Source organism: Mycobacterium conspicuum (assembly GCF_010730195.1).
Taxonomy (GTDB): Bacteria; Actinomycetota; Actinomycetes; order Mycobacteriales; family Mycobacteriaceae; genus Mycobacterium; species Mycobacterium conspicuum.
On sequence record NZ_AP022613.1, the window covers coordinates 1,684,005 to 1,699,263 of the forward strand.

At 65.0% G+C, this 15,259-nt stretch carries 19 protein-coding genes and 3 pseudogenes; 7 read left to right on the forward strand and 15 right to left on the reverse strand.

Features of this window, described 5'->3' with window-relative positions; genetic code table 11:
• Positions 1-133 precede the first annotated feature (133 nt).
• From G6N66_RS08120 to G6N66_RS08180, 13 genes and pseudogenes are all read right to left on the reverse strand, one after another.
• On the reverse strand, positions 134-634 hold the full coding sequence (locus tag G6N66_RS08120; RefSeq protein ID WP_139825511.1) for a hypothetical protein: 501 nt from the start codon (positions 632-634) through the stop codon (positions 134-136).
• Positions 635-875: 241 nt separating this feature from the next.
• A complete protein-coding gene (locus tag G6N66_RS30350; RefSeq protein WP_085235984.1) occupies positions 876-1,226 on the reverse strand; it encodes an HNH endonuclease in 351 nt (116 codons plus the stop codon).
• Entirely contained in the window at positions 1,223-1,591 is a 369-nt protein-coding gene (locus G6N66_RS08130) for a DUF7715 family protein (RefSeq protein WP_085235983.1), read from the reverse strand. Before G6N66_RS08130 ends, G6N66_RS30350 begins: the two co-directional genes overlap by 4 nt.
• Positions 1,592-2,109: 518 nt before the next feature.
• A complete protein-coding gene (locus G6N66_RS08135) occupies positions 2,110-2,964 on the reverse strand; it encodes a phage major capsid protein (protein WP_085235981.1) in 855 nt (284 codons plus the stop codon).
• Between the two features lie 163 nt (positions 2,965-3,127).
• On the reverse strand, positions 3,128-3,661 hold the full coding sequence (locus tag G6N66_RS08140) for a hypothetical protein (RefSeq protein ID WP_085235979.1): 534 nt from the start codon (positions 3,659-3,661) through the stop codon (positions 3,128-3,130).
• Positions 3,658-3,945, reverse strand: coding sequence for a hypothetical protein (locus G6N66_RS08145; protein ID WP_085235977.1), 288 nt, complete (start codon positions 3,943-3,945; stop codon positions 3,658-3,660). Before G6N66_RS08145 ends, G6N66_RS08140 begins: the two co-directional genes overlap by 4 nt.
• A gap of 187 nt (positions 3,946-4,132) precedes the next feature.
• Positions 4,133-4,396, reverse strand: coding sequence for a hypothetical protein (locus tag G6N66_RS08150; RefSeq protein ID WP_085235976.1), 264 nt, complete (start codon positions 4,394-4,396; stop codon positions 4,133-4,135).
• 161 nt (positions 4,397-4,557) lie between these two features.
• On the reverse strand, positions 4,558-5,928 hold the full coding sequence (locus G6N66_RS08155; RefSeq protein WP_085235974.1) for a DNA primase family protein: 1,371 nt from the start codon (positions 5,926-5,928) through the stop codon (positions 4,558-4,560).
• Entirely contained in the window at positions 5,925-6,842 is a 918-nt protein-coding gene (locus G6N66_RS08160) for a bifunctional DNA primase/polymerase (protein ID WP_139825510.1), read from the reverse strand. Before G6N66_RS08160 ends, G6N66_RS08155 begins: the two co-directional genes overlap by 4 nt.
• Positions 6,839-7,027 carry a hypothetical protein gene (locus tag G6N66_RS08165; protein WP_139825509.1) on the reverse strand — a complete coding sequence of 63 codons (189 nt, stop codon included), beginning with the start codon at positions 7,025-7,027 and terminating at the stop codon, positions 6,839-6,841. Before G6N66_RS08165 ends, G6N66_RS08160 begins: the two co-directional genes overlap by 4 nt.
• A 242-nt stretch (positions 7,028-7,269) precedes the next feature.
• A complete protein-coding gene (locus tag G6N66_RS08170; RefSeq protein ID WP_139825508.1) occupies positions 7,270-7,716 on the reverse strand; it encodes a hypothetical protein in 447 nt (148 codons plus the stop codon).
• Entirely contained in the window at positions 7,713-9,137 is a 1,425-nt protein-coding gene (locus G6N66_RS08175; RefSeq protein ID WP_085235969.1) for a recombinase family protein, read from the reverse strand. Before G6N66_RS08175 ends, G6N66_RS08170 begins: the two co-directional genes overlap by 4 nt.
• Positions 9,100-10,242: pseudogene (locus tag G6N66_RS08180) on the reverse strand (13E12 repeat family protein); the annotation flags it as partial. The gene G6N66_RS08175 and the pseudogene G6N66_RS08180, both read right to left, overlap by 38 nt.
• A gap of 103 nt (positions 10,243-10,345) precedes the next feature.
• Between G6N66_RS08180 and dapB the strand changes: the two are divergent.
• The 3 genes and pseudogenes from dapB to G6N66_RS08195 form a co-directional block, all read left to right on the forward strand.
• Entirely contained in the window at positions 10,346-11,080 is a 735-nt protein-coding gene (gene dapB / locus G6N66_RS08185) for a 4-hydroxy-tetrahydrodipicolinate reductase (RefSeq protein WP_085235967.1), read from the forward strand.
• A complete protein-coding gene (locus G6N66_RS08190) occupies positions 11,077-11,532 on the forward strand; it encodes a tetratricopeptide repeat protein (RefSeq protein WP_085235965.1) in 456 nt (151 codons plus the stop codon). The genes dapB and G6N66_RS08190 overlap by 4 nt, the downstream gene beginning before the upstream one ends.
• A pseudogene (locus G6N66_RS08195) lies at positions 11,529-11,747 on the forward strand (flavodoxin family protein); the annotation flags it as partial. The gene G6N66_RS08190 and the pseudogene G6N66_RS08195, both read left to right, overlap by 4 nt.
• Positions 11,748-11,798: 51 nt before the next feature.
• Here G6N66_RS08195 and G6N66_RS08200 read toward each other — a convergent pair.
• Positions 11,799-12,098: a hypothetical protein gene (locus G6N66_RS08200; RefSeq protein WP_085235961.1), complete on the reverse strand. Its 300-nt coding sequence runs from the start codon at positions 12,096-12,098 to the stop codon at positions 11,799-11,801.
• A gap of 386 nt (positions 12,099-12,484) precedes the next feature.
• Between G6N66_RS08200 and G6N66_RS08205 the strand changes: the two are divergent.
• The 3 genes and pseudogenes from G6N66_RS08205 to G6N66_RS08215 all read left to right on the forward strand — a co-directional run.
• Positions 12,485-12,697: pseudogene (locus tag G6N66_RS08205) on the forward strand (flavodoxin family protein); the annotation flags it as partial.
• Positions 12,698-12,735: 38 nt separating this feature from the next.
• Positions 12,736-13,797 carry a DUF4238 domain-containing protein gene (locus G6N66_RS08210; protein WP_085235955.1) on the forward strand — a complete coding sequence of 354 codons (1,062 nt, stop codon included), beginning with the start codon at positions 12,736-12,738 and terminating at the stop codon, positions 13,795-13,797.
• Positions 13,798-13,814: 17 nt separating this feature from the next.
• Positions 13,815-14,267 (forward strand): flavodoxin family protein, encoded by a 453-nt coding sequence (locus tag G6N66_RS08215; RefSeq protein ID WP_085235953.1) that lies wholly within the window; start codon positions 13,815-13,817, stop codon positions 14,265-14,267.
• On the opposite strand, the gene G6N66_RS08220 is transcribed toward G6N66_RS08215, so the two are convergent.
• Positions 14,252-14,728 (reverse strand): DUF1398 domain-containing protein, encoded by a 477-nt coding sequence (locus G6N66_RS08220; RefSeq protein ID WP_085236234.1) that lies wholly within the window; start codon positions 14,726-14,728, stop codon positions 14,252-14,254. The two genes, G6N66_RS08215 and G6N66_RS08220, sit on opposite strands and share 16 nt — an antisense overlap.
• Before the next feature lie 87 nt (positions 14,729-14,815).
• Here G6N66_RS08220 and G6N66_RS08225 point away from each other — a divergent pair, with 87 nt between their 5' ends.
• Positions 14,816-15,247 (forward strand): MarR family winged helix-turn-helix transcriptional regulator, encoded by a 432-nt coding sequence (locus tag G6N66_RS08225; RefSeq protein WP_085235951.1) that lies wholly within the window; start codon positions 14,816-14,818, stop codon positions 15,245-15,247.
• The last annotated feature ends 12 nt before the right edge of the window (positions 15,248-15,259 follow it).

Below are 15,259 nucleotides of genomic sequence, written 5' to 3' on the forward strand. Positions count from 1 at the left end.
ACAGGTCCACGACGACGCCATGGAAGTCAACCAGTGGCTCGGGGTCGAGTTGCGCGAAGCGCTGGCCGGACGCCGCTAGACGGCTTCCCACAGGACCCGCCCCCGACCGTTGTGGCCGGGGGCGGTTCTCCGTTTAGACGTTCCACACCAGTTGGCACTCGATCAGCTCGGCGCGGCCGTAGCGGTCGAACTGGCGGGCGCCGCGCATCTCGAAATCCGGGATCCTGGACAACCACTCAGCGACCGCGACGTTCATCGTCTCGCGCACCAGGTGGGCGCCAGTGCAGCGGTACCGCCCGGCGCTGAACGAGAAATGCCGCCGCCGCCGCTGATTGAGCCGCGACCACCCAAGGCTCAAGACGCGGCGCTGCACAAGCCGGCCGGGATCCGCGAGCATCACCGAGGATTCGGTGATGGCGCCCCCCGTGAAGTGCTCCTCGTCGGGGTCGGCCGCCAACCCAGTCGGCTTCCGCAAGTCACGGCAACGCAACGCTTCCACGACGTCGGCCGGCCTGGTGAACACCGGGGCTCCTTCCCAGCCGGCGGGGACACGGCCGGGCAGCGTGACCGAATGGGCCGCGCCGGGCACACGGGAGTACCACGCGGGCGAACTGTCAGCAAACTCTGGCCACATAGCAAACCTCCTACAGCAAACTTTCCTGTGCGAGCGAAAAGTTTCGCATTCTGCACACACAGGCACGCACTAAGTCCGGCCGCGACGACGGTGGTCACCATCCGGGCATCCCCCCCAGGGCTTGACCTGCGGTTATGCTCTGGTATCGCACGATCGTTCGAAGGAAGCCTCGCGATGTCGCGGTCAGGGCCACAAGTTCCAGCAAACAAGTTCCGGTTGCCGATACTCTCCCAGCAAACATTTATCGCGACCCACCTAACAACGCCTCCGACGGGTGCACCCGCTTACGCTTCCGTGCCTGACGGCGACGCAGCACCGCAGCGGCACCCTCCTTGCCAGACTTCGACATGTGGCACCGTCGGCACAGCGACTGCAGGTTGTCCTCGTTAAACGGGTCAGGTTCCATGCCGCGGCGCAACAGCTCGGCTATCGGCACGCGGTGATCCAGATGCGTTGCCGCCGCACCGCATTGCACGCACTCCGGGTTGGCCTTCAACCACCTGTGCCGCAGACGTTTCCATTGCGGGCTGCTCGTGTACGCAATGCTCTTGGAAGGCGTCGCCGCCCAACCTGATCGACGTTGCGTGGTCATGTCGCCACAACCGGCCGGTAACGCCAAAAACCGGTGTTGTCGTCATGCGTGGGACGCAGCACCGTGCCCGGCTGGTAGTTGGCTGCAACGGCAAGGAGGTTGGAGATCACGTTGCGCGCCAGGCGTTTCGCGCGTCGCGCAGACGCAGCCCAGGCTTGCTCTAGGTAGCCGGCGTACGCGGACACGAGGTCGTCGAACGACAGGTCCAGGTCGCGGACCATAAGCGTGGTTGAGCCGCGGTGCGAGTTGAGCCCGGTGTGCGAGCGCGTGCATAGCGTTGCTGGAACCGCTAGCTCACCCTCAACTCCCCAAGCGAAGTCGTCGGCGTCGGCGCCGGGATAGTGGTGGATGGTGAGCACCCGCATCAGTTGAGGGCACGTCGATGCGGCCGACCCATACATAGCTTGCACATCAGCGACGAATTGGCTTCCGTGACGGGCGATGACACCACGATCGGTTCAACTGTCAACTGGCACCACTGCCGGCCGCACCACATGCACTGCTTGCCGTGCTCGCGAACGAGAATGGAGCGCAACGACTCTGCCATCGCCTATTCCCAGCACCAGCGGGAGCACGGGGCGTGCCGGTGACGGTCACACATTCCGCAAACCACACCATTGGCGGAGCGCACGGTCGGGTCGTGTCTGGCGATGTGTGCCGCCTCGTCGTCGGTGGGCGTGAATGTGACACCGAAGTCACGCGCCAACCTGTGCAAGTCAACTTCAGTCAATGTTGTTGTTCCTTCTAGGGTTTGGGTGGCCGCCGGCCGTGTTGGCTATCCGAGGTCCAACACGGCCGGCGGCGATTTGCGGCCCGGCAGCGGCAGCCCGCCATGAGCGGAAAGGAGACGCCGCGTTAAGGCTGCGCTCGCCGGGCCACGCTTCTAGCTGCCCGACTCGCCGCCGACGGTGAACCGGCCGATCCGTTCCGGGCGAGGGACGTTGCCGAACCCGATGCGCCAAGTAGCGCGCAGCACAACAGAATCGGACGTGAAGGCGGCGTGATCGCTCTGCGCGACCTTCACCGGCCCAACCGCGGTGGGGATCTGTGTGCGGTCCACCACAATGCCGGATCCGGCAGGGATGAACCTGGAGCGCAAGACCGGCAACGACAGCAGCCGCGGGGTGGCATCCTCGGTGCCCGCCCCCAACAGGGTGCTGTTGTAGGCCGCGCCGGTTTTGAACTTCCTCAAGGCCGCCCAGGACCGCGGGTCCAAGACGATGTGGCTCGGTTCGGCGCCGTTGACCTCGAGCTCAGCCAACAGGTCGACCAGGACGTCGAGCGAATCGGTAACCGGCGCCGGCGCATCCACCACACCGGCCACGCGGAGCAGCCCGGTCAGCGGCGCAGCGTTCGCGTCCAGGTAGAGGCTGTCGGCCTTGCGTACCAGGTCTCTCGCGAAGGATGCGCTGATCTGCCCGGCGGTCGGCGCCTTGTTGAACTGCTCGTTGGAGATGGTGGCAAGGCGGGTGATCTTGGCGGTTTTCAGCTCGACTTCGTCGAGGGCGGGTTCCTCGTCGGCCAGGGCGGCACCCTCAGCCTTGATGACGGCTCCGGTGCCGGACTGGCCAGTGTCGATGACGTACGGAACGCGCAGGGCGGTGGCATCTCCGTCGATGTCGCCGGCGATCGTGCTGGTCTGCATGATCAGCGCGGTCGGTACGACGTCGGTGGCGAGGAAGGAAACCTCGTCGGGCCGCCAGCCGTAAGTTGCTGTGCTGGTAGTGGTCGTGGTCATTTTTGCCCTTTGCAGGTCGGGCGCGTCGACCCAGATATGCTGGACGCGCGCAGGATTGAGGTAAGTGATTCCCGCTACGGTTCCGGCCGGGCGACGGTCTGCTCAGGCGCCGGTACTGCGCGTCACCATCGAGCATATACCACGCCGGGGTATCGTTTCACGTCTAGTCAGGGTCGCGTGGCCCGAACGCGCCAGCCCACGCATTCGGTTTCGGCCCGGTCGGTGGTGCGCCTGCGCCACTGAGCAACTGGCGTTCACGACGTACAGCTTCGGGTCTGCGTGCCGCGCCCAACTGCTCTTGTGCCGCGGTGATGGCTGCGGTGATCTTGTCGTGGTCGGGGAGCCCTTGCTCATCGAGGAGGTCCGCCAGCTCGGCGACCGCGAACACCGCGGCGGGCTTGAGACCGGTGGCGGTGACGACCTGCTCGACGTGGAGACGTTGCAGCCGTTCAACCGTTGCCGTCAGCTCGGCCGACTGTGCCTCCACTTCAGCGACTTTCGCCTCGGCGTCTTGTGCGCGCTTGCGGTAGTTGGCTGCCCGGCCTTTGGGCTCACCCTCTTGCTCGGTGGTGTCGCTTTCGGGCTGAGAGCCGTTCTCCGTTAACCCTTGGGGTTCCGTACCGGCGGTTGGGGTTTCGGCCGTGTCCGTTGACGTGGGCGCCGGGGCGGCGTCTTGCGTGTCGGTGGCGGTGGTCATCGTAAGTGGATTCCTCTCTTGCGGAGCGATTCTGGGGTGACCGGCTCGGCCACCCAATCGGTGTTGGTGAACTGGTCGACCGCGACCGGCACGCCGGTCTCGTAGTCGGTCAGCACTTCGGTGTGCGTCACTTCGGCCGGGCCGACCGGCAACGGCTGGGAATCCGCCGGGATCTCTTGCGGCACGATGTCTTTCGGTGCCCGGCGGCGTCGGTACTCGTCGACCACGCCGGCCAGGTCGTTGGCGTCGCGGTCCGGTTCCGGTTCTATGCGGCGTTCGGTCACTTGATTCCCTTCAATTCGGCGTACCGGCGTCTCCGGTGCGCGTTGATCCGATCGGCGTGCCGCCGATACGAGACGCGGTTTGCTTTTCGCTGGCATAGCTTGCAGCGCATACGGACACGGGTCCGCTCCCGCATCAGATACATGGAGTCGGGTGCGCTGATGTCGTGGCCGTGGCAGCAAGTGGCGTTCACAGTTCGCCCCGGTGTTGACGCCGCTGCCACTCGGCCCGCAGGCCACCAAGATCGCCAACCATCGCGGCCAGGTGGGCGGTGACGTGCTGGGCCGCCTCCGGGGTCAACGTGACCATCACCGCCCCGACCCGCTTGTCGTCGAGCAGTATCGAGATGATGTCTTGGCCGTTCACGCTGTCGTAGGTGTAGACGAGGGACTGCGGGTTGACGAGGATCGTGTCGGCCGGTCGGGCCACGGTGGTGATTTCGGCGTTTTCCATGTGTTGTTCCTAACTCCGAGGTTTTGCTAGAAATGGCAAAAAGTGGTTTTAGCTGCGAATAGTGGCGCAGGTGGCGCTTGCTACTATTGATCGCTTATGCGCGTGCGCGTAGGGCGAACATATAAGTGCGCCACCTACGCCACCGTAGGTTTGTGTCGCGGTCATTCGGCCAGCTCCGAACGCAACGCAATCCCCTCGCGCCAACGCTGCCCTTGGGCGCCTTTGCGGGCCGGAAAGCCCTTGCTGTCAAGCGCTTGTCCGAACGCCGCGGCACTCATGGGCTCTGCGCCGTCTGTGGCCTGCCAGCGCTGCCACGCTTCATGCAGAACCTTGGTCGTGGCCTTCAACACTGGGCTGTCCACGGAGCACTCGTCGGCGATGAACCGAGCAACCGCATCACTGGCACGTTGGTACTGATCGGTCGCGAGCACCACGGCCTCCGGTTCGTTGAGCCCGTTCTTCCGATATTCCAACCAGCCGGCCACAGCCCACGCGAGTACAGCGTCGGCCTCGGCTTGTAGCCGCTCGTCAAGGTGCGTATCCCGTTCGCCAGGAGGGATTTCCACGGTGAACGGCACAACCCGGAGGCGGCGCCAGATCGCCGGATCGTCGCCAGACACCTTCGGCAGGTGGTTAGTGATGAGCAGCGGCGTATGCGATGGCTCGAACTCGATGAAGTCCTGACGCATTCGACGGGCGCGAATCCGGTCGCCGCCTGTGAGCCGCTTCATGGTGGTTTCAGCGAGCCGGCGGTCACGTTCGGATTCGCTGACCACGACCAGCCGGCGGCCGAGCAGATCCATTTCCCCAGTCGGATGCGCCTGCTGGCGGTGCATCAGCAGATCAGGTTCCACGGTGCTGGCGTAGTCGCCCAACGCCCACAGCATCGCCTTGTAGAACACCGACTTCCCGTTGGCGCCGGTGCCGGTCAGAATGCCGAGAATGTGCTCGATGACCTTGCCAGCCAACGCGACACCGACTAGCCGACCGAGGTAGTCGCGGACCTCGGAGTCGGGTAACACCCGGCGCAGGAATGCCGACCATGAGGTTGCGGGAGCATCGGGGTCGTAGGCGCCGACCGTGACCTTGGTGATGCGGTCGGCAGGGTCGTGGGGCCGTAACTCCATCGTCCGCAGGTCGATCGTGCCGTTAGCGGTGTTCAGTAGGTAGGGGTCGGCGTCGAGGTCGCGCACGGTGGCCGCGAAGCCGGGCAGGGCGGCGGCGACCGCCAGCACGCCGGCGATGCCGTTCGCGGACTCGCACTTACGGACGTCTTGCCGAAGTTGCTTGTCGTCCAACGACTCCGACAGCGAAGTCCGCAACACATCGTAGACGGAGCGCTGGGCGGTGCCGGAATCGTCGTAGGCCCAGCGTTTCCCGTCCCAGTGGTGCCAGCCGATGCCGTGGACGTACAGCAGCTTGTCACGGTAGCGGTCGTGTAGACGGTAGGCGATGCGGAGCTGCCCGGAGTGGACTTGATCGGGTGGCCGCTTGTCGGTGACGATGCCGGCCGTGTTCGGTTCGATGCTCACGGTTGGTCCTGGGGGTCGAGCGTGTAGGCGGGCGCGACAGATCGGCGCTCGGGAGGATGCTTAGGTTCGGCGTAGCTCCACGCTTGGTTCAGCGTCTTTTCTGCGTAGTGGTCGGAGTGGCCGAGTTGCATTGCGATTCGTTTCATTTCGTCCTCGGCGGCCTGGCGGTCAACATGTCCACCTTTGGCGTAGCTGAACAGCTTGGTTCCCACGGATAGGAGCGTGTCGTCGACCCCGGTACCCGATTTGCCACCGGGTTTCGCCTCGGCAAGCCTGGCGAGCTCCTCAGCGACGGCCACGGCGACGTACACCGGGTTCTCACCGGAGGCGGCGGGTGGTTGCGGCGACCCGACGTGTTGGCGCCGAACGGGTTTCAGGATGCGTTCACGCCACGGTTCGGGGGCCTCAGCGGGCAGTCCGGCCGGCAGACCGTCACGACCGGGGTCCAGCCAGCGGTAGGTGCCGTTCACGGTGCGGGACGGCGGCATCGCCAGATACCCAGTGCCACCGACCTTGATGTCGATGTACGGGGCGATCGTCTTGTGCACGCCGCGGGCAGCGATCACGTCGTCGCTGAGACGGAGCCAGATGTGCCGCCCGCCGGTAGCCGTCTCGGCCACCCAAGTCGCCGGCAGCGGCCCCAGCTCGTCGACCAGGTTGTCGAAGCTCTGGTTGCCGGTCTTGGCGCCTGCCACGTCCACGTCAACGACGGCGATGTCGGGCCATGGGCGTGCGCCGACGTTGAAGTCAGGGTTTTGGTTCCACCAGCATTTGATCTGGTCGTAGTCGACGCTGGCGTCCTTGAAGCCGTGGGCCGTGGCCGGTTCTTTCTGTCCGGGCCGCAGCGGAAAAGTCGCCATGTTCATGGCGGCGTACGTCAGCGCCATCCGGCGCCCATGGTATTGGTCGATCACGCTTCACCGCCTCGCGCGTGGAGCTGGTCGGCGGCTTCCCTGACGTAGCGCGGTGAGCGTTCGTACACGGCGGGGACTTCGGCTGCGAGCCGGACACGACGTTGGAAGTCCTGCGCCCACTTGTCGTGCTTGCTGTTCTGGGTTCGCCGGTGCTGCTGGTCGTTGGTGTTGGTGTTAGGCGGCATCGCGGACACCGCCGTCGTGGACCTTGTGGTTGGTGCCGGCGTTCAGCAGCGCGGCGACCCGCGCGAGCTGTTCGTCAGTTGGGGGAGGCCAGGCGGCGACGATACGGGCAGCGTGGGCGCGGAGAGCGTCAGATGATGATGTGCAGGTGGGCACGACCAGTAACACCTTTCGGTGTTGTCCGGCGTAACCCTGTGCCGGCGGTCGGCTGCATCAGCCCACTAAGATCACTACACGTTGAACTTTACGTGATGATGCGCTCGCATGTCGATTTCGTGGTATCCGTTTGTTTGACATCTGCGGCGAGCTGCGCGATCGGCACTGTGGTCACTTTGCATCGGCAACCAACCTCAGCGCGCACCCCGGTGGGCCACAGGGCGATGTCGAGGGGAAGCGATTCGTCCATCCCGATGACCTTGCCAGGGTTCAGGGCGACGGCGTCGCCCGCCCGAACCTCGTCGGCCGTGTACGGGCTGCCGACCCTACGAAGCCAGTCTGGTAATGGAACCCGGAAGGTCTCGCCGACGACGCGGAACTCGTCTCTGTACTTGAACAGCCGCAGCAATGCGTGTCCCTTGGGGCAGCGCCAGAGCACTAGCGGCGCGGGAGGCTTCACCGGGGGAACAGCACCACCTGTTCGGCGCTGCTTTTCGTGCCAGCGGATGCGCCCGGTTCTGTTGCGCTCACTCATTTCGCCACCTTCTTCGGTTTGACGTCCACGTACTTGCCGAACCGTTCCCACTCGGCGTCGGTGGGGTTGTCGCGGTTGTTGAACCATCGGCCCCGCGGCCCCTTGAGGACTTTTACCGTCATCACGTCGTCGATGATCTTGCCGCAGATGTCGGCCGAGCAACCTTGCCAATACGCGACGGGGTCATCGGCGGCCAGCATCCCAGCCGCGGGACTCTTACGGGACATCCTGCCCAGCACGTCGTCAATGCCTGCGATCTGCGCCTTGAATTCCGCAGTGCCAGAACGCAGCTGGCTGCCGTCGATGTCACCAGCCGTGAACATGCGGGCCAGCTCATCCATGCGGGCCCGCAAAGCGTCCCGCTTGGCCTGCAACTGCGTCACGTCCACGCCGCCGCGGCCGTTGAGGCGCGCGGACAACCGCTTACGTGCCTTGGGTTGCGAAAACCATTCTAGGACAATCGCTTCCACGTACAGGTCGAGCGGTTCACCGATACGTACCACGCATTGCTTTTCGCTGCATTCGTAGCGCCGCCCGCCGGGCTGCTTGCCGCCGGGCGTGGTGTGGCGCATCCGGGCGCCGCACAGCCCGCACACGTACAGCCCGGACCCGATGTACTTCTTCTCGAAGCTGGTGCAGACGGTCCGCGACGGGTCGGACACGAACGCCACAAGTCCCTTGTGGGTATCGACGTCGATGATCGGTTCCCAATCGCCTTGTCCGACCTCAATTCCGTTGTGCACGTTGATCGCTGCATACCGTGGGTTGATCAGCAGCCTGCGCACGTTGGTGCCGGTGAACTTGTGTCCCCGTGAGCCGGTCATGCCGGTGGCGTTCCATTCACGGGCGATCTGCCTCATCGACTTACCCGCCAGGGCGTCGGCGACCGCTTGGCGCACCATGCTCGCCTCGGGTTCGAGTAACGTGCCGTCCTGCGTGTAGCCGAAACACCTGTTGGCGCTCACCCACTTGCCGGCGGCGGCCTTCTGCTGGTTAGCGCGCTTGCGGCGCTCGCTGGTGTGCTCAGACTCTTGGCGTGCCACCGACCCGAGGATGCGGGCCACCATCCGTCCGGCCGACGTGGACAGGTCTAGGTCGCCGCCCTGTACGGTGCGAATCTGCACCCGGTTGGACTCGGCGATGTCGATCAACCGCTCCAAGTCGCGCATGGATCGATACAGCCGGTCGGTGTGCCAGACCAGCAGCGCGCCGAACTCGCGATTCCGCATTGCGGTCAGCATCGCCTCGAAGCCGGGCCGCCGCTTACCGGAGAACGCCGACAGGTCGTTGTCGTCGAACCGGGCGGCGATTTCCCAGCCGAGTCGGCCGGCTAGCGCGAGGCAGTCGTCGAGTTGACGTTGCACCCCAAGCCCTTCGAGCTTCGGGTCGCTGGAGATTCGGGTGTAGACAGCTGCGCGCACATCTGTATTCTAACAGTGCATCAATCGAACTGTCTTTGTCATACAGGACGATGCGCTGGTCGGGTGAGGCGATGCGGCGGGTACGACCCAGATACAACGGACGGGCGGAGTGCTGGTCGTACACGGCGAGGTAGTGATAGGCGTGGCTAGCCATGCGAATCAGGTCGCGCATGGGCAGCACCGTGCCGCCCCCGGTGACCGCCCGGCCACTTGCCGCCGTCAACTCCTGCAGGGTGGTCGACACGATGACGGTGACCGGCAAACCGTTGTGTTGGCCTAGCTTCGGGTCGCCCAGCTGGCCGCGGACCAGGGCGTTGAGTGCATCGTGTTGGCGTTGCGCGGGAGTGCGGGTGTCCGTGCGTGCTGCTTCCTCGGTGGGTTCGCCGGCGACACAGGGTTTTTCGTCGGCAGGGTTACACATGCCGGGCGCGGCGAACTTCGCCAGCCAGGCGTCGATGTTGGCGCGCAGATCGGGGGAGGCAACCAGCTTGCCGACGCTCATCCCGTCGGAACGCAGGCTAGACCAGGTAAACCCCCGCTGCCGGGCACGATCGGCGTCGGAGAATTTGCCGTCGGGATTGATCAGCAGGGCCGCGCGGTGGGCCGCCTTTTCCAACTGGTCGGGCCGCAACAACGCAGCCTGTTCGGCGAGGAACCGCTCGGCGTGCTCGACGACCGCGACCGGCGTCTCCTCGGGCAGATCGCGGACGAACGCCTGAATCACCCGTAGGTGCTGCCCGTCGAGCAGCCCTTCCCGCCACGCCTGGGCGGTGGCCGGCAATTCCGGCGGCAGCTGCTGGCCGGTCAGCGTCAAGCGCGGAGAAAGCTGTGCGACGTCGCGAATCCGCCGGCGCGCCTCGGCGCAGCTGATCCGCAGGTAGTTAGCAATCACCTGATGGGGTGGACCGCCGAGGTCGGCGGGGTCCTCCTTTGCGAGCCCGCCGATCACGTCGTAGCCGCACGCCACCAACTCCCGGACGGCGTTCTCCACTTCGGCGAGCCGCTGCAGCCGCTCCTGCGGCTTGAGCTGGTCGAAGTTCAGCTCGCGCACGCTGGCGACCGAAGCGCGAAGCGCGTCGAAGGCGGCCACCGGTTTCGAAAACATGTTCGAATTCTATGCCTGGCCTACGACGCGAAGCGCTGCAAAAGAGGGCCCCTGTGGATCCACGCCCAACTGTGGATAAACCCGCTCGGTCTAGGCTTCACCCATGCGGGTAGGCGTGCTGGGAGCCAAGGGGAAAGTCGGGTCGACGATGGTGGCCGCGGTGCAGGCCGCCGAGGATCTGACCCTGTCGGCCGAAATCGACCTCGGCGACCCGCTTAGCCTGCTCACCGACACCAACACCGAGGCCGTCATCGACTTCACCCACCCCGACGTCGTCATGGGCAACCTGGAGTTCTTGATTGCCAACGGAATTCACGCCGTCGTCGGCACCACCGGCTTCACCGCCGAACGCCTCGAACAAATCGAATCCTGGCTGGCGAAAACCGACACCTCGGTATTGATCGCACCGAACTTCGCGATCGGGGCGGTGCTGTCCATGCACTTCGCCAAGCAGGCCGCGCCGTTCTTCGACTCGGTGGAAGTCGTCGAGCTGCACCACCCGCACAAGGCCGACGCCCCGTCGGGTACCGCCGCGCGCACCGCGAAGCTGATCGCGGAGGCACGAAAAGGCTTGCCGCCCAACCCCGATGCCACCAGCACCAGCCTGCCCGGGGCCCGCGGCGCCGACGTCGACGGCATCCCCGTGCACTCGGTGCGGCTGGCCGGGCTGGTTGCCCACCAGGAGATCCTGTTCGGCACCGAGGGGGAGACGCTGACCATCCGGCACGACAGCCTGGACCGCACGTCGTTCGTGCCCGGCGTGCTGCTCGCGGTGCGCCGCATCAAGGAACGCCCCGGGCTCACCGTCGGCATCGAACCCCTGCTCAACCTGCAATGAGCAAGGCGCTGCGCACCCAACTGTTCATCGCCTTCCTGTGCGTGGCGCTCGTCGTCTACCTGTTCCTGCTCGCGCGCCTGGCCGTCGCGATGATCACCACCGGCCGCCCGGCCGCCGTCGGCCTGGGGCTGGCGCTGCTGATCATGCCGGTGATCGGGCTGTGGGCGATGATCGCCACGCTGCGAGCCGGATTCGCCCACCAGAAGCTGGCCCGCCTGATCGCCGAAGACGGCATGGAACTCGACACCAGCACACTGCCGCGACGCCCGTCCGGGCGCTTCCAGCGCGACGCCGCCGACGCGCTGTTCGCCACCGTGCGCACCGAGGTCGAGGGTGATCCCGACGATTGGCGGCGCTGGTATCGGCTGGCCCGGGCCTACGACTACGCCGGGGATCGGCGCCGTGCGCGGGAAGCCATGAAGACGGCGGTGCAATTGCAGGCCCGCCCATGAGCAAGACACTGCTGATCGTCCACCACACGCCGTCGCCGCACTGCCAGGAGATGTTCGAGGCGGTGGTCGCGGGGGCGACCGACCCCGACATCGAGGGAGTGGAGGTCATCCGGCGGCCCGCGCTCACCGTCTCGCCGATCGAGATGCTCGACGCCGACGGTTATCTGCTGGGCAGCCCCGCCAACCTTGGCTACATCAGTGGCGCACTCAAGCATTATTTACGCGATTACCGGGCTTATTAAGGACGCGAGCTACTGATCGGCTTATCAGGCGTCCTTGCCGAAGTCGTGATCACGCCAAAATCCTGGCGTGAGAAGGGGTTGCCATCGGTGGATGACCCCTCCGTCCTCATCGACGCCCTCGGGTGTGTACGCGCTGTCGGTCGGGTCGCCGTTGGGCCACCGATCGAAAAACGCCGTGACGATGGCGAGGTCCTTCTCAGCCTCCTCGCGCGTCGAGTGGGAAGAAATGGCTGTACCAGCGACGGTGTCGATCACCAACCAGATATCGTGGTCGGCGACCTCAAGAACGTGCTTGGCGTTGTGCACGACGTAGACGTTGACCATCCAAACCACCTTAATATGCCTGCATCTGCCCCGGATTGTGCTTTGGCCCATTCCTATTAAGGCGACTCGCAGTCCGAAATACAGGGTGTTTTTCCATGAGACTTTTCTTAGTGGCCACGCCCGCGTTTGCGCTGCTAGCGTGCGGTTTTGGGTCGCAACGCGACCGCTACAACGAGAGAAGCGAGACTCGACATGTCCATAGCCAGACGGGTTCCATACGAACCTGATCCGAAGGCGCGGCCCTACCACTGGGCCCATGATCATGCGCTCTCCAAGAGCGCGAAGTTCCCTGGCAGGTTCGCCGGGTGGTACGCCGACCACTGCTTCGAAACGATGACGGTGGCCCAGGCTTGGGAAATCGCGCCCGATGAAATGAAGCGCAGGTAGTGGCGCGGCTGCTGACTGTCCACCACACGCCAAGCCCCCATTGTCAGGAGCTGTTTGAGGCTGTGGTGGCCGGGGCGACCGACCCCGAGATCGAGGGCGTGGACGTCGTTCGCCGACCGGCGCTGACGGTCTCGCCGGTGGAGATGTTGGAGGCCGACGGCTACCTCCTGGGGAGCCCGGCCAATCTCGGCTACGTCTCCGGCGCTCTGAAGCTTTATTCGGGCGAATAACCCCTTAATAGTCGCCGACGATGATTCAGCACCGATGGACCTCTGATCAGGAGATCGAGGAGTCGAAAAGGCAAGCTAAACAAGGGAGCGTCGGTAAGCGTCACCACCACGTCCCTCAGATGTACTTGCGTCGATGGGCGGGTGCGGATGGCAAGGTCCGCCTCACGCAGACTGACACCGGCGCAAGCTATCTGCAACCGCCCAAGGAGATCGCGAACCGCGACAACTTCTACAAGATCGCTGCTGCCGACTTGGAGGCGGAGTTTCCCGGCCTATGGCTGGAGAAGCACATGGCACGGATCGAGGGTGACGCCGCCAGCTGGCTCCAGGCACTCGATGATCTCCCTGACGGCCGCATATATGACGGTGACCTGATCGCAAACATGGCGGTGTTCGTCGCGCTCCAAGATCAGCGGACGGTGCGCGCGCGCGAGCGGGAGCTGCGAATCGAAGACGCGCTCAATCGGTTTGGCCGCGCCAAGGTGGCGAGCCTCATGTTGCCCTTTACGTGCCAGTTGTACGGGATTCCGTACACGCCTCAGCGTCACGATGAACTTCTGCAGCAGATGTTGGACAAGCCCGAGGCCAGCGTGGAACGCAAGCCGCGAGCTATCGAGAGTGCCATCGGGGTTTGGCGCAATCAGGCAGTGCCTCGCTTCACGGCGGCCCGCACCTGGTGGTTGCTGTCCAGCTCGTCACCGCTCCTCACCTGTGACGAGCCCGTGGTCTATCTCGGTGGGCATCGCTGGCAGACCCCAAGCTGGGCGTGGCCATATCTTCTGTATCCGATTGCGCCACAACGTATCCTTGTGCTTGCAGCTCCAGGAATCCGCTTGCCGCCGCCATATCAGCTAGACGACGTCGAGGCAGCTCAAGTGAACTTCGAGGTTGTTGCTGCCTCGCATGAGTTCAGTTACGAGCTGCCGGACACCGAGATCGCCAAGTCGATCTCGGTGCCGCCTATGGTCGACACCGACCCGGCAACAGCGAGCACCTTTATGGACGCAGTACGGTTGCCCTCCCGGTGGCGCGAGGGTGATGACCAGCCGTGGGCATTGCGGCACTGGTATTCGGGTGGATGAGAGCGGAGGGAGACCTGATGTCGAGACTGTTGATCATCCATCATACGCCGAGCCCGCACTGCCAGGAGCTGTTTGAGGCTGTGGTGGCCGGGGCCACCGATCCCGAGATCGAGGGCGTAGAGGTCGTGCGCCGCCCGGCGCTCACAGTGTCCCCGGTCGAGATGTTGGAGGCCGACGGCTACCTCCTGGGGAGCCCGGCCAATCTCGGCTACGTCTCCGGCGCTCTGAAGCACGCCTTCGACTGCGCCTACTACCAACTGCTCGACTCCACAAAAGGCCGGCCGTTCGGCGTCTACCTCCACGGCAACGAGGGGACCGAAGGAGCCGAGCGCGCCATCGACGGCATCACCGCCGGGCTGGGCTGGGTCAAGGCAGCCGAGACCGTCGTCGTGATGGGCAAGCCGACCAAAGCCGACGTCGAGGCGTGCTGGAACCTCGGCGGGACGGTTGCGGCTCAGCTCATGGGTTGAGCCGTAGCCTGGCCGCGCTCTGCCTCAGCGGGTGTCGGGGCACCGCGGAAAGGCTCCACCGCCGCATACCGCTCGACATACGTCTGGTCGTTCAGACCGAAGTAAGTGCAGGTGCGATTCTCGAGGTCAACGACATAGCGGAGCACACCGGCTCGCCACGCTGCTGCGGCGAACTCTCGGAATGACGTCTGGCCCGCCTGATCGGCACGGAGCGCCTCGACGAGGGCTGTGCGGTCGAACGACGGGACTCCGGCCATGCCGTCCAGCAGCGGCACGCCCTGGTGAAGGACGGGACCCAGATCCGTCTCGTACAGGCTTTGCATCGCCGGAAGCCACCACGTATTGGCTCGTACACCGGCGCGGCGCAGCGTCTCAGCCAGGTGGGGGAAGCCCTGGACCGCAGGACGGTTCGTGGCGGCATCCCGTTGCGCGGCCAGAAGATTCGTAATCGCTGCGCTCATGCTTCTCCGATGCGAAGGGATCGCGGCTATTGACAGCATTCGACCATAATGACAACTTATTGTCAAACGGTCTTCGTCGGAGGTGAAATGACGGACGAGATGGCGCTACTGGTCGCGGACGTATTCGAGCTGGCTGGCCTGCTGCGACGCTCCGGTGAGGCCATCGCCGCCAAGGAGGGCCACACGCAGGCGCGCTGGCAGCTGCTCAGCGCGGTCTCCGATCACGCGCTGACCGTGCCTCAAGCCGCTCGCCGCCTTGGCGTTACGCGTCAGGGGGTGCAGCGAGTGGCCAACGATCTGGTCGCCGCCGATTTGGCCGGGTTCAGACCCAACCCCGACCACCGCACATCGCCACTGCTGGTGCTCACCGAGAATGGTCGCCGCGTTCTGCAGGCCATCACCGAACGCGCCATAGTCGTCAACAACCGACTTGCCGACGCTGTGGAGCCTGCCGCGCTGCGACCGACCCGCGACAACCTGAGGCGGCTGATCGTCGCGCTGAAAGCGCAGGATGCGTAAGGGACTCCACCC

Bases quoted from the DNA above. Each gene is read 5' to 3' on its own strand.
- G6N66_RS08150 (WP_085235976.1), bottom strand. From the start codon at position 4,396: ATGGAAAACGCCGAAATCACCACCGTGGCCCGACCGGCCGACACGATC.
- G6N66_RS08120 (WP_139825511.1), bottom strand. From the start codon at position 634: ATGTGGCCAGAGTTTGCTGACAGTTCGCCCGCGTGGTACTCCCGTGTG.
- G6N66_RS08140 (WP_085235979.1), bottom strand. From the start codon at position 3,661: ATGACCACCGCCACCGACACGCAAGACGCCGCCCCGGCGCCCACGTCA.
- G6N66_RS08225 (WP_085235951.1), top strand. From the start codon at position 14,816: ATGACGGACGAGATGGCGCTACTGGTCGCGGACGTATTCGAGCTGGCT.
- G6N66_RS30350 (WP_085235984.1), bottom strand. From the start codon at position 1,226: ATGACCACGCAACGTCGATCAGGTTGGGCGGCGACGCCTTCCAAGAGC.
- G6N66_RS08210 (WP_085235955.1), top strand. From the start codon at position 12,736: ATGATTCAGCACCGATGGACCTCTGATCAGGAGATCGAGGAGTCGAAA.
- G6N66_RS08220 (WP_085236234.1), bottom strand. From the start codon at position 14,728: ATGAGCGCAGCGATTACGAATCTTCTGGCCGCGCAACGGGATGCCGCC.
- G6N66_RS08190 (WP_085235965.1), top strand. From the start codon at position 11,077: ATGAGCAAGGCGCTGCGCACCCAACTGTTCATCGCCTTCCTGTGCGTG.
- G6N66_RS08135 (WP_085235981.1), bottom strand. From the start codon at position 2,964: ATGACCACGACCACTACCAGCACAGCAACTTACGGCTGGCGGCCCGAC.
- G6N66_RS08165 (WP_139825509.1), bottom strand. From the start codon at position 7,027: ATGCCGCCTAACACCAACACCAACGACCAGCAGCACCGGCGAACCCAG.
- G6N66_RS08215 (WP_085235953.1), top strand. From the start codon at position 13,815: ATGTCGAGACTGTTGATCATCCATCATACGCCGAGCCCGCACTGCCAG.
- G6N66_RS08170 (WP_139825508.1), bottom strand. From the start codon at position 7,716: ATGAGTGAGCGCAACAGAACCGGGCGCATCCGCTGGCACGAAAAGCAG.
- G6N66_RS08130 (WP_085235983.1), bottom strand. From the start codon at position 1,591: ATGCGGGTGCTCACCATCCACCACTATCCCGGCGCCGACGCCGACGAC.
- G6N66_RS08200 (WP_085235961.1), bottom strand. From the start codon at position 12,098: ATGGTCAACGTCTACGTCGTGCACAACGCCAAGCACGTTCTTGAGGTC.
- dapB (WP_085235967.1), top strand. From the start codon at position 10,346: ATGCGGGTAGGCGTGCTGGGAGCCAAGGGGAAAGTCGGGTCGACGATG.